This is a genomic window from Zavarzinella sp., assembly GCA_041399155.1.
Taxonomy (GTDB): Bacteria; Planctomycetota; Planctomycetia; order Gemmatales; family Gemmataceae; genus JAWKTI01.
In genome coordinates, this window is record JAWKTI010000004.1 from 528,051 (window position 1) to 554,444 (window position 26,394).

The window sequence follows — 26,394 nt, forward strand, 5'->3', positions numbered from 1 at the left end:
CCGTTAGTTCTGTTTTGCCTGCACAGTAATCCTTTTGCCACGTGATTCTGGCTTTTTCGGCACCACCACGTGCAGCACGCCATGCTCGAAGCTCGCTTGAACAGCTTCGTCATCGACTTTGGCGGGCAAGGTGATGGCACGGTAGAAAGTCCCACTGACACGTTCAATGCGGTGGTAGTTCTTTTCTTTGTTTTCCGTTTCCACCTTGCGTTCACCCTGAATTGTCAACACGTTGTCATTCAGGTTCACTTCCACATTTTCCGGTGCAATTCCCGGCAGGTCGACCTTCACTTCATATGCACCTTCGGTTTCCACCAGATCGAGCCGAGGTGCCCACGTGGAGGCTTTGGCGACTTCCGAGCCATCCTGGTAAACACGGTTAAAGACATCGTCCATTTGCTGATGAAGCGCATCTACCCAACGCAGTGGATTTTCCGTCCATCGAACTACATTACGCATGACAAGCTCCTTTGCTGAATCAATTTTACAGGCACATCCGCCGAGACCACCTCGGGCTGCTATGTGCGACACAAAATAATTCAATAGCAAAGAAGATGCCAATTTGAAAAATGCAGGCTGAATTTTCGTAAGTTATTATGAATAAAGCGCTTAAAATTGTTAACAAATATCATTATTTTTCTGAATCTGTCAGTTTGACAGACCCACGTGGGGGAACCCTGCCAAAATCGAATGTACATCACACACTCTTTTCATTTTCCCACAAACCGTTTGACGTAATAGAATAATCAGACCTCCCCAGATTCATCGCACAGGTCAAGGAGTCTCGCATGATTCAACCCCAACGAAACCTGTTTGGCCCACCTTCCGAAGTGGGGGATTTGGGCACGTTTGGCAAATATCGCATCCTGAAAGAGCTTGGCCGTGGGGGCATGGGGGCCGTTTTTGTCGCTTTAGACTCATTCCTGAATCGCAAAGTCGCACTGAAATTGATGCTGCCAGAGGTGATGCACGATCAATCTGCCCAGACCCGCTTTATCGACGAAGCACGTGCGGTGGCCCAGATCTCCCACATCAACGTGGTGAAAATTTATGAAGCTGGTCTCATTAATGAGTTGCCGTATTTCACCATGGAACTGCTGAATGGCTGTTCGCTGGATTATTATTTGCGGAACAAAGGGCTGCCCAACTTCATGCAGGTAGTGCGGATTGCCCTGGAAACCTGCCGTGGCTTGAAAGTTGCTCATGAGAAAAATCTCATCCATCGTGATATCAAGCCCGCCAATATCTGGCTGGAATCTCCCAAAGGTCGCATCAAAATCCTCGATTTTGGGCTAGCGAAGCCGATCAGCACCAATAAAGGGATCACCAGCACCGGTGGGGTGGTAGGAACGCCCGCATTTATGAGTCCGGAACAGGCACTGGGCACCCCACTGGATGCCCGATCTGACTTGTACAGCCTGGGCACGATGCTTTACCTGCTTTGCACCGGACATTACCCGTTTGAAGGCAAAACATCACCCGCCGTGATGGTCGCGATTATCAGTGGAAAATACGCACCGATCGCCACGCACAACTCGGCGGTACCGCAAGAGTTGGTGGAGTTTATTGATGGCCTGATGCAGCACGACCCCGCCAAACGGATTCCCAGTGCGGATGCCGCCATTGATCAGCTCATAGCGATTGTCAACCGAATCGAATCGCAGAATACGGCGAACACTACTTACCAGGCACCGAATACGGCGAAAGCGACCGTGTTTGAAAAGGTCGATTTGCCCGACCAGAGCATGGTTTCCACTGCGGGTGGGCGGGGTGAAAGTATTGCTGATAACGCCCACGTGGTTGTGGAATTGATCGATGAGTTTGAAGAACTTCCCGAAGCACTGCCGGTGCGTGAAACCAAAGTTCGATCAGCACGAGAGCGTCGACCGGAACCACGCACTTCACGGGAACGGGGTGGGGGAAGTCGCCGTCGGGAACGCATCCCACCTGCATTCGACCGAAGTGGCCCACCGCCAAAGAGTTATGGTAAAACACTATTCATTATTTTCCTGGTAATGCTGCTGCTGTTTATTGGAATCGTTGGAGCCCTTTATCTGTTTCAGGACAACGACGAGAAAGATAGCAGTCGGGAGAAAGCACCCACCCAGGCAACATTATCAGTGACAGCACCGAAAACCAGTTCCTCTGCAAAACCTGGTGTGCCTGCAAAATCAGTCGTAGCCAAATCCGTGCCCACTGGTGCGTTTCTGGGGGTAGTCTTTTCAGAATGCCCAGAGGGAATGAAACTGAACGAAGTTATCCCTTATTCGCCAGCAGCCAATGCCGGATTGAAAACAGATGACATTATTACCAGATATGATGGTCACGCGATTGCAGGCATGAAACTTGCTGAATTCAAAGACATTATCGCAACTAGCCCATTAGGAACCCGGCTACAGTTGGAGGCGTTGCGAGATGGTTCGAGCCGCCAGTTCCAGGTTCTCATCACAGGCCGAACACTCGCAGGACAATATCATCTGTCTCATTCTGTGAACAATAAACTTAAGACATCTGTATGGCATTTTGAACCTTATGGTAAAGTAAATCAGTTCCGGCCCAGTGGCGATACTGTTCAGAAACTTACTGGAAAATGGAGCCATGTCCGAAATCGTCTTACCATTGACTGGGATGAAGGAGCCAGAGAAAACGGTAATGCAACATTTAATCAAGATGGAAATCTGGAATATCAGGTGGTATCTCACCCCAAAGAACCGGAATTTGTTGGGCAAAAACTTCTTCTGAACGAATTTCACAACCCTGGGCTACGAATGGGTGTGCTCAACATCGACAATAAACTGGATGTTGATCTGGTATTTGACGTCCGTTTCATCATGGTTACACCAACGGATATTCACATGTTTAATGTCTGGAAAGAATACAAATTGCCTGCCCGCAAATCGTACCAGTATTGGTTAGCAGGGGCATACCTTGCACAAATTAAGTTTGATTCATCTATGGATGCCGGTGAGCAGGAAAAAAGGTATCTGTTGCCAGTGGATATTGTTGAAAAACAGGATAAACCAGCCCAAAACCAAGGGCGAAATTTTGAATTTGTTCAAGTAGGTACCACTGGAATCGACATGAAAACAATTCTTGGGAAAAAATAGTTTCCATAATGTACCACGAACTCTTACCGGTGGAGTCGGTCTCACCGCAGAGGATCGACCACCTACTGGCCGATGAAATGGGCCTTTGCCCAGGTGCCTGTGTGGACGACGGGAAGCATGTCGTTGTAAGCAAAAGTGGCAATGCCGACGCGGCAGCCGAACTGCATGGCGAGAAAATCGCACACGTTGAGTTCGACAGCGGTTTTGAAGCCGTTACGAGAGTGTCGTTTTCCGAACCCGATTTTTTTAACCTAGCCGAGTATTCCGACGGCATCTATATCGAAAACTATGTAGTTTTTCAAAAAAGAAATCCAAAAAATTTTCCCAATTATCGCTGCAAATGCCGATTCCAGAGATGATTCACGTATGAGCTACGAAATCATTTTGGTAAGCGAAAGCAAAGGTGTCCTTTGTCCACTCATTCAGTAACACATCTTCACATCATCTCCAAAGGCAAGAGGTGCGGCACACTTCGATACCTAATAAGGAGTGGTGGGGAAGCCATCGCTTTGCCCCTGTTCGAAGGGGAGCAACGAGGCTTTGCCTGGGTACTTCACGTCGATGGAGTGCCGGCGGTAGGCATCGCTTGGCCAATCGAGGCATCAGAAACGATCGATACTTCACGCCTTTCCTACTTTAGCTGGCCGATGAAGGTCGAGCCGCTACCACCCGAACAAACTGCCGGCTTTATCTTCATTGATGCGGACGGCCCGGGGATGTACGGCAGAATCAGCATCAATGCGGACGGCCCGGGGATGAACGGCAGAATCAGCATCGATGCGGACGGCCCGGGGATGTACGGCAGAATCCACATTGATGCGGACAGCCCGGGGATGCTCGGCAGCATCCACATTGATGCGGACGGCCCGGGGATGCTCGGCAGAATCCGCATCTATGCGGACGGCCCGGGGATGTACGGCAGAATCCACATTGATGCGGACGGCCCGGGGATGCACGGCAGCATCCTCATACGCTTGGTTACCGAAGTGGCGAAACGACTGTCGGGCAAAGGCGATGTGCGTTTCAGCTGGTGGACGGGAGAGGTTAAGTATAGACCCTCGCAAACTTCTTTTGATCGCGACAAAGTTGTGAAAACGATTTCCTCCCTCTCACCCGAGGCTCTCCACGCTGTCTGCGAAGCTTTTCCGGAAGCATCACTTCCGTCTCGGTCCGAAAGCACGAGCGATACGATAGCGGAGAAGTTCGTCACTTGGGCAGAATCCACGGCCCCCGGCTTAGAATTTCACATCGTACGCGCTCACCAAGTTGATCCTTTGCAAGGACTGTTGCAAAAAGTAATCCCTAATGTCTCCCGCATTGACGCTGCACTCACTTCGTTTTTCGACGCGAGTGAAGCACCAACGGGGCAAGAATCGACAGCCAAGGAACTACCTAAGCCTCGACCAATCTCCATGTTAGTGGCGGTCGATGATGACAAAGTGCAGCTCGCAGACATCCCAGACTTCAAGACCGTTTCGCGTATCGGACGGATCATTGCGGGTGTCGGCAGTCCGCGCAGTATCTTGGCCCTCGAACACTACTCCGGAGTCATCTCTGTCGAAGCAAGCCCATCCTTCGCCAACCCAGAATGCGTTAATTCGTTCTCCTTCATTAAAGCAGACACGATCCACCAACGCTACAACGAACGGGGGGATGGGGCCATCGTGGCCATTATCGACGTCGGCATTGATGTGCTGCACGAGGCGTTCCGCGACGATCGTGGCCAAACCAGGATTCTTGCAGTGTGGGACCAACGAGACAACACGGGGAGGCCTCCTTCTGGTCAGACTTTCGGCACACTGCACACCCAAAATCAGATCGATGAATATATCAATACAAACACCGTCCCCGGCAATCTAATAATCCGAAATCAATGTCACGGTACGCATGTGGCTAGTATCGCAGCCGGTAGTACGTTTGGCAACAATGCTTTTCCCGGTGGCATGGCTCCGGAAGCAAAACTCGTCATTGTCATTGTTGCGAACCCGCAACCTGGGCAGGACGAGCCAGCAAGCATTGGGTATTCCGTCGCCCACTGCGCTGCGTTGACTTTCATCAGGGACGTTGCGAGAGAAAAGGGTCTGCCCGTGGTCGTTAACGTAAGCCTCGGAGCGCAGGCCGGTGCTCATGACGGAAGGTCGTTGTTGGAACTAGCTTTCGACGAGTTTTCCGGAAATGGGCAGACCCCTGGATTCGCTATCGTCAAGTCTGCGGGGAACGACCGGGCCAGTTGTTTGCACGCTACCGTTCCGGTAAACAGCATGTCTGTTAGCCACTTACAATGGCTCTCCCCGAAAAAATGCTCTCAACGACCGATGGCTCGTCGACAGGATGTTATCGATCTCTGGCTGCCCGCGTTAGCGAAACTCCAGTTTTCGTTGATCGATCCAGCCGGACAATCCTCGCCGTTTGTTTCCTGGTCGAACTCTTATGAGACAGGCACTTTCCCAGGCGGAAACACCTACAGGCTAACATACACGCGCTTCCACAAGGACAACGGGCTGAGTCGGCTCTACATCACCATTGAGCACGGCACGAGCCCGGTCATCCTGGAGGGAACATGGAAACTGCGCTGCGAAGCTCAACATCTTCACGCTTGCATCTACATCGATGCCTGGATCGACCGAACAGATTCTCAACTTGTTTCCTTTCTGAATCATGTGGAGGAGCAGCGGACCCTGAGCATCCCTGGTACAGCAGCGACGGTAATCTCCGTAGGTGCCGTCACGACCACCATTCCAATCGCAAACCCGGCTTTTTCTGCTTATGGCCCAACCCTGGACGGGCGTCACAAGCCTGAAGTCGCCGCGCCAGGTGTCTCGATCCCCGCAGCTAGCAGTCGGTCGGTGTCGGCTATGCACGCCGAGAGCGGGACTAGCATGGCGGCTCCCCATGTAGCAGGGGCGATTGCCTTGTTGTTTTCCCAGCGTGGCAAGGGAAATGGCCAGCAGGTAAATGCTGCCCAAATTCGCAGCGCACTTCAAACGTCTACGATGCACTGCAACGGATCCTGGCACCCAGGCACTGGGTATGGCGTGATGGACACCGAGCAGTTTTTGCAGGCATTCGGCTTGACTTGCCCAGCGAATTCATCCACCGCCACCTCCCCTGCTCAGAATCCTGTATCCACGGGTTCGGAGAGTTAAAGGCCAGCCAAGCATCATGGTGATCGGCGGGGTGAACACCGCGACCCGTCTGTCCGTTCATCGTGGTTGAGATCCGCGATGGCGAAGCCATTCATCCCCTTGCGGATATCTTCTGTTTGATCAGCGTAGTTCATCTGCCAGCGGGCGATGCGGGCCATAATTGTTACTTCGCCTTTGTCCCCTGACTTCGGAAGTGCTTCAACAGGCATCAACTTACCATCACTGTCACCCCAGCCGCGGTAATCGAATGCAAGAAACACATACCCTGCCTTTACGAAGTGAGGGGCCAGCTTTGCAGGCGTGCCCTTACGAGTACCTCCCGTGCCATTACAGAAGATCACTGCAGGTCTTTTATCATCTGTCTTGAATCCAGCCGGAAAATAGATGTTGCCCTGCATTTTGATACCATCACTGAAGTTAGTAATTGCAGTAGGGTTTGCCACTTCGGGATTCGTTAGTGGTTGTTTAGCTTGCGCAAGAATAGCAGGTGCTGCCAGCAGCAATGCCATGCAAATGTAAATTACGAAGAATACATTGCGAGTCATCATCACTCCGGATGTAAGCGCAACGATAGAAATCCCATTCAATTGAGGTAAAATCGAATGGATTGTTGGTTAGTTAGAATGAACAAACTTCTGGAAGATTACCCCAGAACTTCTTTAACGAGGTTCCCTTTCACGTCCGTCAGGCGGAAGTCGCGGCCAGCGTGGCGATAAGTGAGTTTTTCGTGATCGAGGCCCAGCAGGTGCAGGATGGTGGCGTGCCAGTCATGGATGTGAACGCGGTTATCAATCGCTTCGTAGCCATATTCATCCGTCTTGCCCACGGTGGTGCCACCCTTGACGCCCCCACCTGCCATCCAGGTGGTAAACCCTTTGTGGTTGTGGTCGCGGCCATCATCACCCTGTGCATAAGGGGTGCGGCCAAACTCCCCACCCCAGACCACCAGCGTTTCTTCCAGAAGTCCGGTGCGTTTCAAATCGGCCAGTAAGCCCGCAATCGGCAAGTCAGTTGCTGTGGTGGTGCGTTCCAGGCTTTCTTTCAAGGCCCGGTGATGATCCCAGCCACCACTGCGGATTTCCACAAACCGTACCCCCGCCTGCACAAACTTGCGGGCCAGCAGGCACTGTTTGCCAAACGAATCCGTTTCATTGGTGCCAATGCCATACAACGCCTGGGTTTCTCTGGTTTCGTTCGAAAGATCCATCAGTTTTGGCAGGTCGGCCTGCATACGAAACGCCAATTCGTACGATTCGATGGCACCCTCAATCATGGGATTGGGCTGTTCGGTGCGTAATTGCGATTTATTCAGCGATTGAATGAAATCCAACTGTGCCCGTTGTTGATCCGTCGTCTGCTGGGGGTTCTTGATATTGCTGACACTGGCCTGCGAACCACCTGGACGGCCAAATCCACCCCCACCAGGGCGGGCAAAGCGTGCCAGGCCTGTAATGGGCGTGCCTTGGTAGTAGGCGGGCAGGAAGGCCGAAGCGTAGTTGGTTGGCCCACCATTATTGCGTGCAGGATCAATCGTAATGAAGCCAGGCACGTTATCGTTGTCGGTTCCCAGGCCATAGACCGTCCACGCACCCAACGATGGGCGTTTGAACTGAAAACTTCCTGTGTGCATCATCATAAATGCCTGTGGGTGGGCAGGCACATCGGTGTACATGGAATTGATGATGCACATTTCATCGGCATGTTTTGCCAGATTCGGGTACAGTTCGCTGATGGCTAAGCCCGACTGCCCATGTTTCTGAAACTTCCAGGGTGATCCCAGCAGTTTGGCAAAAGGCTGACGTGCTTTGGAAAACGTTTTGCCGGTATCGGTGCCCAGGCGTGGTTTGTAATCAAAGGTATCCACGTGGGAAGGTGCCCCATCCATGCACAGAAAGATCACATGCTTCGCCTTGCTGGGGAAGTGTGATTTTTTGGGTGCCAGTGGCCCGGCAGCTTTTTCTGCTGCCATTGTTGCCAAGCCAGAAAACGCCAGATAGCCAAAACCTGCCGAGGTAGTCTGCAATGCCGCCCGGCGAGAGAAGATCGGATTCATATTGAGTTCCTTATATTCGATTTCGTTCGTTAGTTTTGTTCAATTAGTTACGCATGATGAATTCTGCCGCTGCAAACATTGCCTGGGCTAATGCCGGCCAGGCGTTGCCTTCCCGTCCGAAGCCAAAGCGACGTTGCCCGGGAATCTCCTGATAGTTTTTCAGGAAGTTGGTGGCGTTGGCGATTTCCTGTTCTGTCGCTGGTCGACCGAAGAACAGCAGGTAGGCATATTCAATCCGATCTTTGTCTGAACTGTGGGCCTGGGTAATCTTGCGGGCAACCGACTGGGATGCCGCGATCACCGCATCGTTATTCAGCATGTAGAGTGCTTGGGCGGGGACAATTGTTGTTGCTCGTTCGCCATTGACCACGTTGGTATCGGGAAAATCGAACAGAGTGTGGTATTCCGGCAATTGTTCGCGAACCACTGATTCGTATACAGTGCGATTGACGCGTGATGCACCCTGCTGGCCAAAGCGAGGTCCTTTGGCAAACGGTGCACCACCACCAAATTGTGGGCGGACGTTCCCTTCACCTTGCCGCAACAATGGAGAACCTGCAGGTGGGGCAAAATCCAATTGATCGGCGATGTAGTACATCGAATCACGAATTACTTCCGATTCCACCCGCTTGGGAGTCATCCGCCAGTTCAGTTGATTGTCCGGGTCCTTATCAAAGTTTTCTGCGTGGTAGGTGGTTGCCAGTTGGTAGCTGTGGCTCAGCATGATCTGCTTGATTGTTTTTTTGATGCTCCAGCCATTCTTGACAAATTCCCCTGCCATGTAATCGAGCAGTTCCTGGTTTGCCGGGCGTTGTCCCATCGTGCCGTAGTTATCAACTGAAGAGACCAGACCACGCCCAAACAAGTGGGACCAGATCCGGTTCACCATCACCCGTGCGGTGAGTGGGTTTTCTGGCGAAGCGATCCAGTTTGCCAGTTCCATTCGCCCACTATTGCGTCGAATGGTGGGTTGCTTGTCAGTCAGTACCTGTGGAAAGCCACGTGCCACCGATTTACCTGGTTGATTGGGTTCACCGCGCGTGTAGACAACACTGTCGCGTGGGAACGATGAATCCCGCACCCCCATTGCCTGCAGCTTGGGTGTACCATCCGCATTGTACATCGATTTGCGGCCTTCAATCGTCGAAGTCTGAATAAGAATCCGTAGGCGGGTATTCAACGTGTTATTATCACGTGGGTTTGCTTCCAGCAGTTCTTTCCGCAGATCAGCAATCTGCTTTTCCATCTGCTCGTATTCTTTTTTGGTAATTGGTGCCAGGCCCACCGGTTCACCCGATCCACTGGGTAACTGCACCAGACTGGTGGGGCGATTGCTCTGCAGCCCTCGCACTGTGCCATAAAGGGTGGAGGTGCTGCGGAAGATGCCAACCAGGGCATAGTAATCTTCTGTGGGGATCGGATCGAACTTGTGGTCGTGGCATCGGGCACAGGCCACCGTCAGCCCCAGGAATGCCTGGAAGGTGGTGTCGATCTGCTCATCGGCAAGATCAAGCTCGAACTGCAAGCGGTTGCGTTCGTTCAGGTCCTTTGGCCCAATTGCCAGAAATCCTGTTGCAATCAACTGTTCCGCCGCTTGTTGATCGTTCGAAGCAGGCAACAGATCTCCCGCCAGTTGTTCACGAATGAACTGGTCGTAAGGTTTATCTTTGTTAAAAGATTCAATGACATAATCGCGGTAACGCCAGGCAAACGGGTGGGAGATATTCACCGCTTTACCAGTCGATTCGGCAAAGCGTGCCACATCCAGCCAGTGCCGACCCCACCGTTCACCGAACTGGGGGCTTAACAATAGCTCATCGATCACTTTTTCTACGGCGTTGGCAGATTTATCGTTGATAAATGTTTCAATTTCCTTTGGTGTGGGTGGCAAGCCAATCAGATCGATATAGATTCGCCGCAGCAAAGTATAGCGGTCGGCATCGTTTACCGGCGTCATCTGCTTGCTTTCCAACATGTTTAATACGAAGTAATCCAGATCGCTTTTGACCCATTTGGGATTCTTCACTGGTGGTAACTTTCTTGGCTGCACCGGCTGAAAAGACCAGAACTGTTTTCCTTTTTCAATATCAATTTCGGTTGGCTTGCTGGTCACCGCACCATCGCGGGGATCGGCCGCACCATTGCGTACCCAGGTTTCCAGATCGGCAATCTGGGCATCGCTTAATTTTTTCTTGGGTGGCATCTGCATATCGGGATCGGTGTGCCGCACTGCTGTAATCAGCAGGCTACGATTCGCATTACCGGAATAAGTGCGGGGCCAGAATCCCCACCTTTCAATAGACCATCGCGAGTATCTACCCGCAGGCCACCTTTCTGTTTTTCTTCTGCGTGGCAACTGTAACAGTTATCCACCAGGATGGGGCGGATTTTCTTTTCAAAAAAGGCAATCTGCTCTGCTGAGGCGGGCTTCCCCAAATTTGTGGCTGGCTCTGGATCTTTTTTCGGTTCGGGATTATTTTTCTTCGGTGGGGGAAAACCATTAGGGCCCTTCCGCTGTGGCAGGTTCCCCAACGCTTGAAATTCCTCGACATTCAGTTTGCCATCTTTGTCTTTATCGAGAAAGTTGAATATGAAATCACCCGCACGTGGGTTATCCTTCAGCTTCGGCATGTTGTCAATGGCCGACTTGAATTCGTCTTTGTCCAGAAACTTGTCATCATTCTTGTTAGCAGTTTCAAACAAACGCTTTAATATTTCCGGATTCGGCCCTTTTGGCTGTGCGACAAGCGAACTGCCCATGGTCAGGCAGGCAGCGAGTGCTGCGATGAATATACCCGACTTCATCTGGTAGAAATGGTTCATGTTGGTTACCCCACCTTATTTCAACTACACCTTTGTAACACAACTGCGGGCCAGATCGTTACAAAGACAAAGGTTTTCTCATTTCGTTCTCATTACCCGAGCCAATAACCAATTCGCTATATATGAAATCGGTTATTTAATCGGTGGGATATTACGTACAAAAGTAATACAGTCGGAAACAGGTGATATCAATTTTGCAAAAATTCACAAAAAAGTATACTTGTGCGCAAGTGCTTTCAAAATAAGTAGTTGTGTCAGCGAAATTTCGAAAAAAGTCACCCGTGCGAGGAAAAAATTGCCGAAACCTGATGGCTCGAGGATATATTATATGTGCATGGAAATAATTCCATGCTTTGGATTTGATCTTTGACAACTCGAAACTACCCACCGATAAGGCGTTCCTCAGCCGTGCAGCACGTTATTTACAGAAACTTTTTCAGTTCTGCAAACAATGCTTCACACATTGTGCGAACAGAATTACGTTGCATGAGTTCTTCAGTGGCATTCATGATCATTCTGATATGTATTTTTCCTTCGCTGACATTCGGGCGGTGCAACTCCAGTCGAATACGAATTGGTACGGTGCTTTTTTTGGGAAAGATCTTCCCCAGCCAGCCTGATTTGGGAGATTCCACCGCAAAATCAAAGCGTGCATCGAGTTTGCCGGGCTGAGTATCGAGAATTGTGGCACCGATGGAGGTTAAAAACCCACCCAGTTTCATGCTGGCAATAGCATCTGGCATCCAGGCATCTGTTTCAAACACCATTTCGTTAGAAGATATTTCTGGCATGTCAGGCAAACTTTCCGCCAGAGGCACCACTTCACGCACTCCTGCTGGTCGGGTGGCATCCCATATATCGGTTCCCAATGCCACGCCAAACTGCTTTGCTAACGCACCCGCACTACCTGGGCGTTCTGGTGGGTATTTGCTTAGGCAATTCAGAATCAGCCGCTCAATTTGTGGGGGAATATGGAAAACTTGAATCGAAGCAAAACTGGGTGGTGCTGCCTTCAGGTGTGCATCAATTAATTTGCCCACATCTTCATAAGGAAATGGAAGCTGGCCAGTAACCATTTCGTAAAGCATCACTCCCAGGCAGTAAATATCTGCACGGGCATCGGTGGTTTCACCACGTAACTGCTCTGGCGATATGTACTTCGGTGTGCCCTGCGTGCGAACAACATCCTTCTTGCCAGCCAGTTGATCCGTGGTCAGATAGGGCTGTGTCATTGCGGAAGCGATGCCAAAATCCATTACTTTGACCAGTTCTTCACTGGTGCCAGCCCCCACCACCATGATGTTGCCGGGTTTCAGATCGCGGTGAACAATTCCCGCAAGGTGTGCGGTCTGCAGTGCATGGCAAATACACCCCAGTAACCAGCCACATCGTGGTAAATCCAGCCGTTTTTCGACGCGCAGAATGTCTCGCAGCAGGCTGCCGGGGACAAATTCATATACAAGGCACGGCCCGGCAACAGGATCAATCCCACGGTCGAGCAGTTCGACAATGTACGGGTGGTGCAGATGCCCAGCAAACTGCATTTCCCGAATAATCGACTCCCGACCTGTTTTTGTCAGTTGCTTTTGTGGTTTCAGTACTTTTACCACCACACTACGTGCGGGATCGTTGATCGGCCGGGCCAGAAAGACATCGCCCATCCCGCCTGACCCGATTTTGCCCAATGATTCGTACTGATTCAGATAGATCTGCTGCATACACCACTTAACTAAGCATGAATTGGGCAATTCGGGTTAATTGTTTATTATATCCGCAGCACCCAACTCAAAGCGAACACCCACGAAATTGCAATCGCCCCACAGCAAAATTCCATGGTGCACGCTTCCGGCTTGTTTTGTCCGGTTGCACTTCCCGAATTCGCGTCTTCGCGGTCGATTTTGAAAAAATACCGAAATCTCACTCAAGAGCCCTCTTTTCTGAGAAGGAAGAGCGGTGTGGTCACCTAATCCCATCAAACGGACAAATTGTAACAATTGGGCAAAAGTGGGTAATTTAAAGAAGATGTACCGATCCTGATATGCCTATCTTGCGGATTTTACCCACGCACCATCAATTCGGTGGGTATCAATGCCGATGAATTTCCCTGTAACGCATTGGCAGTGGGACGCTGCCTGCAGTGAAATTGGGAGTTCCAAAGGAATGGTTATGAAACGCTTCCGTATGCGTCTGTTTGCTTCATTGTTTATCGTCGGTGGGTTCAACCAATTTGCTCACGCAGCCCCACCCCCCGCTGTGAATGATATTCTGGCTTTTAAACCACGGATCGGTGGGGTGGAAATTACCATTCCTGCTGGTGCCCAGCTTTCCGCTTGTAAAGTGGAAGCGGCCAAAAAAGGTGACTCGGTAATCGGCTGGATTCTGACCGATGGCAACGGCAACACGTTGCGAAAATTTGTCGATGCGTCTGGCAGTGGCCAGATCAATACCTGGTCTTACTTCCGCGATGGCGTCGAAGCGTATCGGGAAATCGATTCCAATAACAACAATCGCGTCGACCAATACCGCTGGCTGGGTAAAAATGGCAGCAAGTGGGGTGTTGATGTCGATGAAGATGGCAAAATCGATTCCTGGCTGGCCATTTCACCCGAAGAAGTCAGTCAGGAAATTCTGGCTGCCATCGGCACTCGCGATTTTGAACGGGTAAAGGCACTGATGCTTACCCAGAAAGACGTTGAAACACTGGGTCTGCCACCCGCAGAGTTGAGCCGTTTGAACGAAAAAATGGCTGCTGCTGGAGCTGATTTTCAGAAAACCTGTGCCGCACTGGTCAATGTTGATGACAAAGCGGTCTGGCTGCACCTGGAAACCCGCAAACCAGAAACACTGGCTGCGGATGAACTGGGATCAAAAATCGATCTGATTCGTTACCCCCACGCCACCATCCTGGCCCAGGTGGGCAATGGTACCGATACCAAAACCCAGAATATTCAGACTGGCGAACTGATTCAGGTGGGCCGAGCCTGGCGCATTGTGCAGGCACCTTACGGTGGTTTACCCGAAGAAGCGGTTGCCAGCAATAATATCGGCGGCGTGCGAATTCCTGCCGGAGCTGAAAAATTCATCGAAGAGTTGAAAACGCACGACACGAACGCCGCACCTGCAGACCGCGCTCAGTTGACCGATTATCACCTGAAGCGGGCTGCGATTCTGGAAAAGATTGTTGCCTTGATCAAACCAGATGATCGTGCTAATCGCGATGTGTGGGTGCGTCAGGTGGCGGAAAGTTACGCTGCGGCAGCACAGCAGCTAGATGGCACCGCACTGCAAAAGCTGGATGGCCTCCGCCAGCAACTGGAAAAAACCAACGACCCGGAATCGGTGAAGTTACTGGCCTACGTGACCTTCCGCACGCTGACTGCGAATTATGCAATTCGTCTCGCCCAGTTTGCCAGCCAGAAAGAGCCAAACCCACAGGATATGCAGAAACTGCAGGACGACTGGAAAGCCACACTAACCAAGTTTGTCAGTGATTTTGGCACCGCAGATGATACCCCCGATGCCATGATGCAACTGGGCATGGTTTATGAGTTTGCAGGTAAGGAAGACGAAGCCAAAAAGTGGTACGAACTGCTGATCAAGAATTTCGATCGCCACCCGCTGGCAAGAAAGGCTCAAGGCTGCCTGACCCGGATGAACCTGGAAGGGAAACAACTGGAACTGGTCGGAAAAACCCTGGCCGGAAACCAGTCCTTTGATGTGAAAGCTCTGGCAGGTAAAGTCGTCGTGGTGTATTACTGGGCAAGCTGGAACGGAACCGCAATGGATGATTTCAAAAAGATCCGCATTGCGATGGCCCAGTATAAAAATGTGGAACTGGTGGGGGTCAATCTTGATAACAATCCCGCATCGGCCATCGATTTCCTGAAACAGAACGAAATCGGGAATGGCGTTCACATCCACGAAACCGGTGGTCTGGAAAGTGGTCTGGCAACACAATACGGGATTACCGTGCTGCCGAATATCTTCATTACCAACGCACAAGGGATCGTGGTAGACCGTAGTGCCCAGGCTACCACACTGATCGACGATTTGAAAAAAGCTGGTGCGAAGTAATCGAGGATTAATCGCCCTGCTTCTCATCAAGCAATTTCATGAATCTGCTTTAGGCACAAAGTGCAGCAGCACCTAACACTTTTCAGCTATTTTCTCAAAATTCAGAAAATACCAAAACGTTCCACGTGGAACACTGACAATCGTTTGAATGTCGTAGGGCGATTACAGGTATGCCTGACAGGTGCCATCACCTCACCCTACGTGGGATGGGCATTTGATATAAAAGGATTGTGTAAACATCGCCCATCGAATGGAATCGCCTGTAATGGAGGGCAAGCGGTATTGCAATGAGTGCGATCACAAGAACTTTGGAAGCTGGCGTGGTGACGCTGACGATTGATCAGCCCGACCAGAAAGTCAATATTCTGTCCACCAGTTTATGGAAAGAACTTGGTTCCCACCTGGAAGAAGTGGGGAAACTGGAATGTCGCGGCGTGATCATTCAAAGTGGCAAGTCGGGCAACTTTCTGGCTGGGGCTGATTTGAAGGAATTGAGCGGCGAACCCTCCGCAACCGATGTGCGGAACTTTATCGACCGTGGTCATCGCGTGTTATTCCAATTGGAAGAGCTTTCCTGTCCCACGGTGGCCTGCATTGATGGTGCCGCACTGGGTGGGGGTTTCGAACTGGCCATGGCGTGCGATTATCGTCTGATTGGCAGTTCGCCCAAGTGGAAGCTCGGCATGCCCGAACTGAACCTGGGCGTGATCCCCGGTTGGGGCGGCACCCAGCGACTGCCACGATACGTGGGGATCGAAGAAGCGATCATGCGCCTGATTTCTGGCGAATCATACGACCCACAAGATTTGCCACCGGAAGATTTCATCAGCGATTATGTGGAATCGGGTGACTTTCAGTCTGCCATTGAAGCCTGTCTGCAACGCACCGACTGGCAACAGCGCCGAGCTGCGAAACAGGCACCACTGAGCAAGGAAGAATTGCCCGATCTGGATGACATGCTCGAAAATCTGCAGGAATCGCTGGCAGAACTGGATCAGCAGATCATTCCGGTCGCACTCAGTCTGATCAGCCTGGTGGTGACTGGGTGCCTGTCATCCCTGCGAGAAGGAATCGCCAACGAAACTGAATTATTTGTGGAACTTGCAACACAACCACTGGCACAACAACGAATTGCAGCGTTTTTGAATCGTAAGAAATAGCCTCTCTCCCTCACAATGAGATTTCCTCATGAGTTCGACGAACCCGATCTTTGACAGCACCGATGTCAGTATTTATTCGTTTGCCACCCATACCCCTGGGCCGGAAGGTGCCTTACCACTGACCGATGAAATGCTGCGAAACGCCCCCAGTGGGGATCTTTTTGGCTGGTCGCAGAATGTGGGGATGGGCCTGCAGGTCGATTTATTAGGAAAAAATGAATATCTGATCCTCTCCACGCACGGTGGGATGCGTGCCGATAATGGCGATGCCATCGCTTTGGGATACCACACGGGCCACTGGGAAGTGGGGCTGATGGTGAAGGCAGCCGCAGAAGAATTGCGTCGAGGCGGTGCAATTCCGTTTGCCGGTGCCGTCACCGATCCGTGTGACGGCCGCACCCAAGGCACCACGGGGATGTTCGATAGTCTGCCGTATCGCAACGATGCAGCAATGGTCTTTCGGCGTCTGATTCGTTCGCTGCCCACCCGTGCGGGGGTGCTGGGCGTAGCAACGTGCGACAAAGGTCTGCCTGCGATGATGATGGCTCTGGCTTCGGAACACGATCACCCTGTCGTGCTGGTTCCTGGTGGGGTAATGCTGGCCACCAAAGGGCACGAAGATACTGGCAAAGTGCAGACAATTGGTGCTCGGTATGCCGCGGGTGAAATCACGTTGGAGCAAGCCGCCATTGAAGGCTGCCACACCTGTGCGTCGCCTGGTGGAGGCTGTCAATTCCTGGGCACGGCTGCTACGTCGCAGGTTGTCGGTGAGGCACTTGGGTTGTCGTTGCCCCACAGTGCGCTGGCACCGTCCGGCCAGGCGGTCTGGCTGGATATGGCCCGTCGCTCCGCACGTGCCCTGCAAAAACTGAAAGTACGCAAAATCACGACCCGCCAGATATTAACGCCTGCTGCATTCCGAAACGCTATGGTGGTACACGCTGCATTCGGGGGCAGCACCAATTTACTCTTACATGTGCCCGCAATTGCGTTCCATGCGGGTGTCCCACGTGCGTCAATTGATGAGTGGGCAGAAATCAATCGGCAGATTCCCCGTATTGTGGATGCACTGCCAAACGGACCTGTTGGCCACCCCACTGTGCAGGTGTTTCTGGCAGGTGGCGTGCCGGAAACGATGCTGCACCTGCGAGAAGCCAATCTGCTCGACCTGAACTGCCTGACGGTGACCGGCGAAACTTTAGGCACCAACCTGGAATGGTGGGAAAAATCGGAAAGGCGACAGCGATTTCGAGAGTTACTTGCCACTGGTGATGGTGTGTCGCCGGAAAATGTGATTATGTCGCTGCAGAAAGCGAAAGAGATGGGGCTGACCCCTTCGCTATGCTTCCCACGTGGCAATCTCTGCCCGCAGGGTTCTGTGATCAAATCGACTTCGATTGACCCACGTGTGGTGGATGCGGACGGTATCTATCGCAAAACCGGACCGGCAAAAGTATTCACCACCGAAAAGGCTGCAATCCAGGCAATTAAAGGCCAGGGTGATCTGAAAGTAGTACCCGGCGATATTCTGGTACTCTGTGCCCGCGGCCCAATGGGATCGGGCATGGAAGAAACCTACCAGGTTACCTCGGCATTGAAGCACATCAGTTGGGGCCGCGAAGTTGCAGTGTTGACCGATGCTCGTTTCAGTGGCGTTTCCACAGGTGCGTGCGTCGGGCATATCAGCCCGGAAGCGCTTGCAGGTGGGCCGATTGGTAAGGTTCGTGATGGTGATCTGATTGAAATCATGATCGACCGCAACCGCCTGGCGGGTCAAATCAACCTGGTGGGAGACGCGACAGGGCACCACGGTATTGCGTGGGGGGATGCACAAATGCAGAGCCGCACCAGCCGACCAGACTTGAAACCAGATGCTGCCCTGCCTGCTGACACTCATCTTTGGGCGTTATTGCAGAATGCCAGCGGTGGGGTTTGGGGCGGGTGTGTCTACGACCATGAGGCCATTGCACAGGCATTGCAGCCAAAAATTGGATAGCCAGAATCATGCTGATTGCAAGTTAGTCGATTTGTTTGTGCTTACAGCAGTTCCTGAATGACGGTGCCGTTCAGTTGCAGGCCCAGTAAAGCGGCCTGCTCGCTACTGATGCCCACCTGATGATGTATCGTGGCAGCCAGATCGGCGGGAGTCAATGGTTTAAGGATAGGTCGTTCTGCTTTTGCATCGCTTTCCCCAATCACGCGGCCCCCACGAATCCCCCCACCTGCAATCAGGGCACTGTAGCAGTGCTCCCAATGGTCTCGGCCAGCCTTCTCATTAATTCGTGGGGTGCGGCCAAACTCTCCCACGGCCAGGATCAACGTCTGGTCCAGTAACCCACGGTGTGCCAGATCGGTCAGCAGTGCTGCATATGCCTGATCCAGCCAGGCAGCATGTCGATCTTGCATGATCTGAAAGTTGCGATAATGATGATCCCAGCCACCGTCACCGGAATCTTCTTCCGCTTCCACATGGTCGGACCAGTTCACCTGCACAAAGGGCACCCCATGCTCGACCAGACGACGAGCCAGCAGGCACGATTGACCAAAGCGGGTGTATCCATATTGCTGCTTGGTTTGTGGTTTTTCCTGCGACAGATCAAACATTTTGCGGGCGTCAGGCGATGTCAGCAGTGCAATCGCCTGTGAATAATACGCATCGCCATGGTGCTGCTGAATCTGGCGTTCCGCACGTGCCAGTGCATCCAGCAAGGTGCGTCGATCGGTCAGGCGTTCCGGTGTCAACTGTTCTGCCAACTGCAACCCGGGAATGCGGACACCTTTGACCGGATCATATTCCAGCCGAAACGGATCATACTTTCCGCCAAGCGTGCCCCCACCTTCCCCAGTGACCTGTTTTTTCCCCTGATGCAGTTTACCGCCCACAATCATGTACGGTGGGGTGGTGTTGCGTTCGCCCAGTTGGCGTGAAACCACAGCACCCAACGCTGGCCGTGGGGCACCAGAAAGAGGTTGACCACCCAGTCCCTGTGCACCCGCGTTCGAACCAGTCAAGCCAATCGTCCCTGCGATTCCATGGTCGTTGGAACTGGTGTGAAGCGAACGGATGATACTGTATTGTTCGCTGAGTCTGGCGATCTGGGGAAATAATTCCCCAATTCGCACGCCGGCTGTTCTGGTTGGAATTGAAGAAAATGGCCCACGGTAATCGAGTGGGGCGTTTGGCTTCGGGTCCCAGGTATCCAGTTGGGCAGGCCCACCCCACAGCCAGAGGAGAATGACCGATTTGGCTTTCCCTTGCAAATACGAAGAGGGAGCCTCGGCATGCAACCGCAAACGGTCGGCACCAGATAGCCCCAGCAACGTGCAGGCACCCACCTGGAGCAAGGCCCGACGTGTTCGATTTTTCTGTGGCTGGCTTCCAATCAACAGCATCGGATCTCCCACGGGAGACATTTCCATCAGCTTACCCGATTGTGGTGCTCGATGCAACGTTTGATCAAAACTGTCATTCCCGCGATCGCGGGAATCCAGAGCAGAAACTCGAACGAAAACCAATTAACCGAAGCAACCCAACAAACGTCATCCCCGCGAACACGGGAATCCAGGACAGAAAACTTGAAGTAAGTACCACAGCACCGAAACGCACCCCTGTAACGTCTTTCCCGCGAACACGAGAATCCAGGACAGAACAACAGAGAAAATTTAGTAATCGACAAACATGAAAATGCAGCTCGTCCAACCAAGATCCGGGGAAACAGTCCTTCGGTGTGTGGGACTACCTCGGCAACATCACCGTGGAACAAAGTAACTTTTGGGGTGAGGTGAAATCGCTGCAGCAACTCCCGGGCTTCCAGTTGATCGATCAAAGACCTGATACAAAGTGGCAATTCAGATTCCATGTGCTAGATTTTTGAAAAACGAGGTGTGGTGAAGTTATTTGGGAATCTAAATCCGGATTTTGCCAGAATTCCTGTCAATGCTTGGTTGTTTTGGAAACCCGGTGCCGGAGATTTGCATGTTTGATTCAACAAACGACCCCAGCCCACTGATCAGGGCTATTGCCGCTGGCGATCAAGATCGGATAATCGAATTGCTTGACAGCGGTCATCCAGTTGATGATCTGGATAGCCACGGTCGCTCTGCGCTGATGTGTGCCATCTGGGAGTACAATCCGGACCTGGTGCAATTGCTCATTGAACGCGGAGCGAACGTCAACTATCGATCTCCATATGGTTCTCGGCCATTGCTTGCCCACCCGAATATGCCTGTCAAAATGACGAAAATGTTGTTGAAAGCGGGTGCTGACCCACAGGCCGCGGGGGTAACGGGGATTCCGGTCATCGCAGAAATTGCTGCCAATTCAACAAAACGAGTGTTGGAAACATGTTTCGATTGTGGTGTCAAACTGGAAATCGACCCCGACACCCAACAGAAACTCATTAAAAAGTTACGTGGCGAACGATCAGCGAACTTAAAACTTGTCCTGAATCATTTGGGTCTGGAGGAATCAAAGGAAACAAGGACCCCTGCACCGAAAAAGCCAAAAACAGATCAAATTGCCTTAACTGCTGCATCCCCCGAATTTAAGCTGGTAACAGAAAAAATCAGAAAGATATTTCATCGAAAGGAATCGACATGGAAACGGCGTGCGGGGGTGATGCGTTTCCACAACGTACCAATCGCTGAACAACTTGCTACGTATTATTCAGAAGCACTGCCGCTCAAAAATAACTTCGATGAGGTTGATGAGCTGCTTCGGCGTTTTGTCCGGGAAATCGAACAATCTGGGTTTTTATTGATTCGAAACGACTTCATTGCCGATGACCGGTGCACTTTACTTCTGTTTCCATCTTCAGAAAAGTATGATGTTCTGCATATGATTGGGACAAATGGAAATAACTACGGGCACAGTACACACGATGTCATCGTCTGGCTGCAGAAAATGGAACAGAAAAACCCTTTCCGGCTGATTGCCGCGACCCACGATGGAATGGAGGGAGAATTTCTGAATGAAGTTCTGGGTGCCCAGAAGCTCGCCGAAGAGATGTTGGAATTCTGCCCTGATCTGCAAACCACGGAAAACGATACTGCAGCGTTTGCATTAGAATTGCTCAACGAGCGCGCTTCGGGCTTTGGTGGGATTAATACTGTTTGACCAGAAACGGAATTTCATTGGAATTTCGTGATCGGAATCAGATTGATCTAACGCTTGAAGATTGCTATGGAGTTTGTCGCATTTGTTAGAAGCTGTTGTTCACTGGCATCAGGAAGCAGATTTCGCACGTGGCAGAATCGATTGATAGAGAAAGAAGATTGCCAGTCCGCTGACCGCGAAGAGTGCAACGACATCGATTATTGTCAGATTTGGGTACAAATCAATCATTTTGACAATCATCGAAGCCAGCACCATCATCGTCACTGCTGCAGTTAATCCAAACTCCTGGCGATGCACAGATCGATTCGATGTTCTTTTCCGAATTCGCACCAGCCGCCAGGTGATGACCAGAAAAATAGTGCCCCCACCGATTAACCAGATCATCGTTGGTAGATTCATGATAACCTCGTTCAAGCACGTTCTCATCAAATTTTCATTGTTTGGAATGTACCACACTCCTCTCGGTCCAGCAATAAAAAACTCGATTGTGGGGGTGAATTGGCACCTCCCACCATTTCAAATGGCAGTTTTCTGCTGAAAATTGCGATACGAGTGCTAAAATTGACCAGAACTGCTGATTTGTAGCCAACAGTCAGCCGCCTAGTTACGATCACAGGAAACCAATGCGTTTTATCATTGCCAACGAATTTTACGAGCAACTCCTGCAGGAACCCTTTCATGAAGCCGATTGCTACGTGCGGCCGGGGGAGTATCTGCACCACATGTATATCGATGGCGTAAAATACGTGATTGTGCCTGCGTTGATTGCCTGTCTTCAGGAAGCGGAAGAGCGTCAGGATGATGAAGCACTCCGGCATTTAGGTCTCCATTATTCCCACTACGAACATTTATTGAAGGAAGCCGAAGAAGCAGGCGGGCTGGAAGGAGTCACTTTGCTGGGCGACCCCCCACCGGATATCGAAGAGGCCGTGCCACGCGTTCACAATGCGTATGTGCCCAAACCACCCACCAAGTGGGAGGAAATTGGTCTGCCTTTATCGTCCATGTTCGACATGATTCTGCGGACGATCTACAACCGCGGCCAACTGACCGGTGGGGAAATTGCACTGGAACTGCAATTGCCGTTTCAAACAGTCAATCCGATCCTGCAATTGATGCGAAAGCAAACGCTTGTCGATATTGTTGCCCAGCGTGGCAGTAGTGGCGATGCCTCTTTCGTGTATGAAATTAAGCCGCCGAAAGGCACTGCTGCTGTCGCAGACGCACTGGCAAAAACAGGCTATCTGGGCCCCTGTCCGGTCCCCTTTCTGGATTACACCGATTCCGTGCTGGCCCAGAGTATCAAAAAACTGGTGGTAACCCGGCTCAGTATTCAGAAAGCCTTCGAAGACCTGGTGATTTCCAACGAAGTGTTTAATGAAATCGGCCCCGCTGTGAATTCCGGGTCATCGATCTTCTTCTTTGGCTATCCGGGAAATGGCAAAACCAGTATTGCCGAGCGAATTACCCGCCTGATGGGCGATACAATCTATCTGCCATACGCAGTAGAAGCCAACGGCCAGATTGTTAAGGTGTTCGATCCCATTCTCCATCAGGTGGTAAAAGAAGAAGAGGAATATCAGGGCACGGAAGGGGTAATCCGCAGTGGGATCACCTACGACACCCGTTTTGTGAAAGTGAAGCGTCCCACGATCGTGGTGGGGGGTGAACTAAACCTTTCCATGCTTGATCTGTTATATAACCCAACGGGCAAGTTCTATGAGGCCCCACTGCAGATGAAGGCGAACGGTGGGATCTTCATGATCGACGACTTCGGTCGTCAATTAATGCGACCCATGGATCTGCTCAACCGCTGGATTGTGCCACTGGAAAAACGGTACGACTATCTGACCACGGTGGCTGGAACAAAAATCGAAGTACCGTTTGAACAATTACTGGTCTTTTCGACCAATCTGGACCCCACCCAACTGGCAGATGAGGCCTTTCTGCGACGGATTAAGTTCAAAATTGAAATCCGTGACCCAGACGAAATCCAGTACCGTCAGATCTGGGAACTGGTGTGCCGTGCCAAACGAGTGGAATTCGACCCACGTGGGATCGATTACCTGATTGAGAAGTGGTACCACAAAACCAACCGACCATTCCGGATGTGCCAGCCACGCGACATTCTGGATCAGATGATTTCGATGGCCAAATATAACATGGAGCGGATCAATTTCAGCCCGGATCTGATTGACTCTGCGTGCATGACCTACTTCATCAGCGATAAAAAACGCGACTTCGGTGCAAAAATGAGAGATTAAGAAGAGGTTTTCACTTCTTGAAGTTTGCTTCCTGTACCAGCAATAGGATTTCTGGAATGCCCCCGGCAGTTATACCAAATGAAACTCTCAAAACAATTACAAAACTTGTTCGCCTTGACTTCCTGGAAGAACGATCTGAGTGGTTTCATTTTTTATTTCCATTGCTATCACATCAAGATATCGATGCTTTAGTTTCAGAAGTAAAAGATGTTATTACACTATGCAAGAATCCTCATGGTATTGCTAGTTCGGCACTACGTGCAAATTATAGCAGCTTAACACTGCGTACCGCACTGATGAGAAATGAAGCAAGTTATTGTGATCCACGTTTAGAGTTTGCTGTATTCTTATCAAACTCTGTAACAGATTTCTATGGAAAGATTGTCTTGGATTTTATTGCAAGAGTCCGCAAAGAAGACTTTGATGGCGATGCGTTCTATTACGCGTTAGAGCGGCTACATTCCAAACGTATTTTTCTGAATTACTACCAGGATAGTATTTATAGCACATGTATAAAATATTTTTCACCGCAATCAGCGAGCTATCTGAGCACCGATTACTCACATGATGCAATTTCTCTCTCATATGCCAGACTTGTCAAATTCTACAGTGACCATTGCGGACCGGAGCTGATTATTGATGCAGCAAGAGCTTGTGTTGAAGATAAAATAATGCTGATGTCGCTGTATTCAGTGTGTATTATAAAAAAATATCAGTTTCAGGAACAGTCTTTGGATTGGCTTATTGAGACTACAATTGATTCTTTAAATGATGTACCACACCTTGTTCTTGCAGAAGAATTCTGTTGTTCGCAGTTTTTGTTGCTAGCACTTTACGATGAAGCAGGAAGTTCCAACAGAAAGCTATTGCAAATCGCTAACAAGCCTTTTCAGAAACCTGAAATAATTGCTGCCTGTCTTCTGATAGCATATCGGTCAAAACAAGACATAATAATTGCCGATCATTTAAAGAATCACAATTTATTAAGCGACGAAATTCTGTTGATTATCGATGCATGCTATCCAATATGGGTTCCTGATAGCATTGCGCACTTGCTTTGGCGTAACCTGGGATTGCAGGGCAATCCAGCAGTCGACTTGCAGTTATTTAGTAAATGTATCTATCGCTCATGTATCAGCTCGGCTTTTCACTCTCATGTCCAAGTGCTGATGTCTCGTCATTCATTGTCATTCATTCTTCAATTTCTGTATTATTATTCTAAAAAAAGCAAGTATATTGATAATGTACTGTTTGTCCATGTGTACAAATCTTTGGAAATCGAACTGGATTCATTATTTCTTGATTCTTCTGATGCAGATAGCGATTCGGTTGATTGTCTATCCTTGATTGAACTATTGTTCTATTTCAATTTGGATTCCATTCAACTTCAACAAACGCGTTGTTTAATTGAACGATTTATATCAGAGAGTGAAAATATCAATATTTATTATAATTATTTGGCCGCAAAAATTGGAATTTCTATATCTACTTCTTCATTTCATTTGCTTGTTAAAGATGCAAGTTATTTTGCAGATGAATGGGCGAGCATGTTGTCTTATATCGTCCATCATGGAAAAATTGTTCCTTAGATGATTTCGGAATTCCTTTGTACTACTGTGAGGATCTTTGTTATCGTTTCTCCAAGATTCCAGAGAGACCTGCAGCAGGGTCAGATCACGCAGTTTTCGGTAGTTTGCAATGAATTATGCTTGTTTTTTAGCTGTAGAGAAGTCGCTGATCCGTAGTTGATGCAAAGATCGATAGACCAGTTTCTTCTTCATGCCATTCTCTGGAAGCCTCGGTAACCTATCACAAGCATAGAAGTTTTTCAGGCCCCTTTTTCTGCAGGATACTGCTTGCCGCAACCTTCAGCAGCCAAACAATGTCTGGGCGTTGTGGGTGGTCAGATCGCATAGTTCCCTCACAGAAATGCCCCGCAAATTTGCCATGAACTCCGCCGTATGGGCAACAAATGCTGGTTCATTCCGTTTCCCACGTTTCGGCACAGGTGCCAGATAGGGGGCATCGGTTTCAATCAGCAGTCGATCCAGAGGGATTTCTTTCGCCACTTCACGCACATTTTCCGCAGAATTGTAGGTCAGCATTCCTGCAAACGAAACGTAAAGCCCCATTTCCACCCCACGTAAGGCACATGGGAGGTTGCCTGTGTAAGAATGCAGCACACCATGTACGGTGCCATGTTGGGCAAAAAATGGCTCGCACGTGCAGATGATATCCTCTTCGGCCTCGCGACAATGAATGATGACAGGCTTCTTTAACTGATAACTCAATTCCAGGTGCCTGCAAAAATAGTCTTCCTGCAGTGGGAAGGGTGCTCGATCCCAATAGCGGTCCAGCCCTGTTTCCCCGATGGCAACTACCTTCGGATCGGCTGCCAGTTGCAGAATAACTTCCCAATCTCCTTGCACCGCTTCTGCCACGTGGTTGGGCTGAATCCCCACTGCCGCACGAAGCAGTGGGTGCTGTTCCACCAGTGCCAGATTCGCCCGACTGGTCGCCACATCAATGCCAATGGTAATAATTCGTATTACGCCAGCTTCTGTGGCACGTTGCACCACTTCAGGCAGATCTTTCCCAAAACGATCATCATCCAGGTGGGCGTGGGTATCAAATAATTTCATCATATCCTA

18 protein-coding genes are annotated in these 26,394 nt (G+C 50.5%); 9 read left to right on the plus strand and 9 right to left on the minus strand.

Annotated elements, in window-relative coordinates; genetic code table 11:
* Positions 1-3: 3 nt before the first annotated feature.
* A complete protein-coding gene (locus R3B84_19925) occupies positions 4-459 on the minus strand; it encodes an Hsp20/alpha crystallin family protein (GenBank protein ID MEZ6142838.1) in 456 nt (151 codons plus the stop codon).
* A 329-nt stretch (positions 460-788) separates the two neighbouring features.
* On the opposite strand from R3B84_19925, the gene R3B84_19930 reads away from it, so the two are divergent.
* From R3B84_19930 to R3B84_19940, 3 genes are all read left to right on the plus strand, one after another.
* Entirely contained in the window at positions 789-3,107 is a 2,319-nt protein-coding gene (locus tag R3B84_19930; protein MEZ6142839.1) for a protein kinase, read from the plus strand.
* Positions 3,108-3,115: 8 nt separating this feature from the next.
* The gene (locus R3B84_19935) at positions 3,116-3,466 is read left to right on the plus strand and encodes a hypothetical protein (GenBank protein MEZ6142840.1); all 351 of its coding nucleotides are present in this window, start codon (positions 3,116-3,118) and stop codon (positions 3,464-3,466) included.
* A 150-nt stretch (positions 3,467-3,616) separates the two neighbouring features.
* A complete protein-coding gene (locus R3B84_19940) occupies positions 3,617-6,253 on the plus strand; it encodes a S8 family serine peptidase (protein ID MEZ6142841.1) in 2,637 nt (878 codons plus the stop codon).
* Between the two features lie 14 nt (positions 6,254-6,267).
* On the opposite strand, the gene R3B84_19945 is transcribed toward R3B84_19940, so the two are convergent.
* The 5 genes from R3B84_19945 to R3B84_19965 form a co-directional block, all read right to left on the minus strand.
* The gene (locus R3B84_19945; protein MEZ6142842.1) at positions 6,268-6,801 is read right to left on the minus strand and encodes a CocE/NonD family hydrolase; all 534 of its coding nucleotides are present in this window, start codon (positions 6,799-6,801) and stop codon (positions 6,268-6,270) included.
* 95 nt (positions 6,802-6,896) lie between these two features.
* Complete coding sequence (locus R3B84_19950; GenBank protein MEZ6142843.1) at positions 6,897-8,306, minus strand: DUF1501 domain-containing protein; 1,410 nt, start codon at positions 8,304-8,306, stop codon at positions 6,897-6,899.
* Positions 8,307-8,349: 43 nt separating this feature from the next.
* Positions 8,350-10,536: a DUF1549 and DUF1553 domain-containing protein gene (locus tag R3B84_19955; protein MEZ6142844.1), complete on the minus strand. Its 2,187-nt coding sequence runs from the start codon at positions 10,534-10,536 to the stop codon at positions 8,350-8,352.
* Positions 10,537-10,544: 8 nt separating this feature from the next.
* Positions 10,545-11,129 carry a c-type cytochrome domain-containing protein gene (locus tag R3B84_19960; GenBank protein ID MEZ6142845.1) on the minus strand — a complete coding sequence of 195 codons (585 nt, stop codon included), beginning with the start codon at positions 11,127-11,129 and terminating at the stop codon, positions 10,545-10,547.
* Positions 11,130-11,551: 422 nt separating this feature from the next.
* A complete protein-coding gene (locus R3B84_19965; protein MEZ6142846.1) occupies positions 11,552-12,847 on the minus strand; it encodes a serine/threonine-protein kinase in 1,296 nt (431 codons plus the stop codon).
* Positions 12,848-13,295: 448 nt separating this feature from the next.
* Here R3B84_19965 and R3B84_19970 point away from each other — a divergent pair, with 448 nt between their 5' ends.
* The 3 genes from R3B84_19970 to R3B84_19980 all read left to right on the plus strand — a co-directional run bounded on the left by R3B84_19970 (position 13,296) and on the right by R3B84_19980 (position 18,359).
* Complete coding sequence (locus tag R3B84_19970; protein MEZ6142847.1) at positions 13,296-15,203, plus strand: thioredoxin-like domain-containing protein; 1,908 nt, start codon at positions 13,296-13,298, stop codon at positions 15,201-15,203.
* Positions 15,204-15,490: 287 nt separating this feature from the next.
* Positions 15,491-16,363 (plus strand): enoyl-CoA hydratase/isomerase family protein, encoded by an 873-nt coding sequence (locus R3B84_19975; GenBank protein ID MEZ6142848.1) that lies wholly within the window; start codon positions 15,491-15,493, stop codon positions 16,361-16,363.
* A gap of 28 nt (positions 16,364-16,391) precedes the next feature.
* Positions 16,392-18,359, plus strand: a complete 1,968-nt coding sequence (locus R3B84_19980) for a YjhG/YagF family D-xylonate dehydratase (GenBank protein ID MEZ6142849.1) — start codon at positions 16,392-16,394, stop codon at positions 18,357-18,359.
* A 41-nt stretch (positions 18,360-18,400) separates the two neighbouring features.
* Here the strand turns inward: R3B84_19980 and R3B84_19985 are convergent, their stop codons facing one another.
* Complete coding sequence (locus tag R3B84_19985) at positions 18,401-19,813, minus strand: DUF1501 domain-containing protein (protein MEZ6142850.1); 1,413 nt, start codon at positions 19,811-19,813, stop codon at positions 18,401-18,403.
* A gap of 526 nt (positions 19,814-20,339) precedes the next feature.
* Here R3B84_19985 and R3B84_19990 point away from each other — a divergent pair.
* A complete protein-coding gene (locus tag R3B84_19990; protein ID MEZ6142851.1) occupies positions 20,340-21,479 on the plus strand; it encodes a DUF4253 domain-containing protein in 1,140 nt (379 codons plus the stop codon).
* Positions 21,480-21,587: 108 nt separating this feature from the next.
* Here the strand turns inward: R3B84_19990 and R3B84_19995 are convergent, their stop codons facing one another.
* Positions 21,588-21,878 (minus strand): hypothetical protein, encoded by a 291-nt coding sequence (locus R3B84_19995; GenBank protein ID MEZ6142852.1) that lies wholly within the window; start codon positions 21,876-21,878, stop codon positions 21,588-21,590.
* 224 nt (positions 21,879-22,102) lie between these two features.
* Here R3B84_19995 and R3B84_20000 point away from each other — a divergent pair, with 224 nt between their 5' ends.
* Together R3B84_20000 and R3B84_20005 are read left to right on the plus strand one after the other, a co-directional pair.
* Positions 22,103-23,743: an ATP-binding protein gene (locus R3B84_20000; protein ID MEZ6142853.1), complete on the plus strand. Its 1,641-nt coding sequence runs from the start codon at positions 22,103-22,105 to the stop codon at positions 23,741-23,743.
* A gap of 56 nt (positions 23,744-23,799) precedes the next feature.
* A complete protein-coding gene (locus tag R3B84_20005) occupies positions 23,800-25,332 on the plus strand; it encodes a hypothetical protein (protein ID MEZ6142854.1) in 1,533 nt (510 codons plus the stop codon).
* A gap of 279 nt (positions 25,333-25,611) precedes the next feature.
* On the opposite strand, the gene R3B84_20010 is transcribed toward R3B84_20005, so the two are convergent.
* The gene (locus R3B84_20010; protein ID MEZ6142855.1) at positions 25,612-26,388 is read right to left on the minus strand and encodes a TatD family hydrolase; all 777 of its coding nucleotides are present in this window, start codon (positions 26,386-26,388) and stop codon (positions 25,612-25,614) included.
* Positions 26,389-26,394 lie beyond the last annotated feature (6 nt).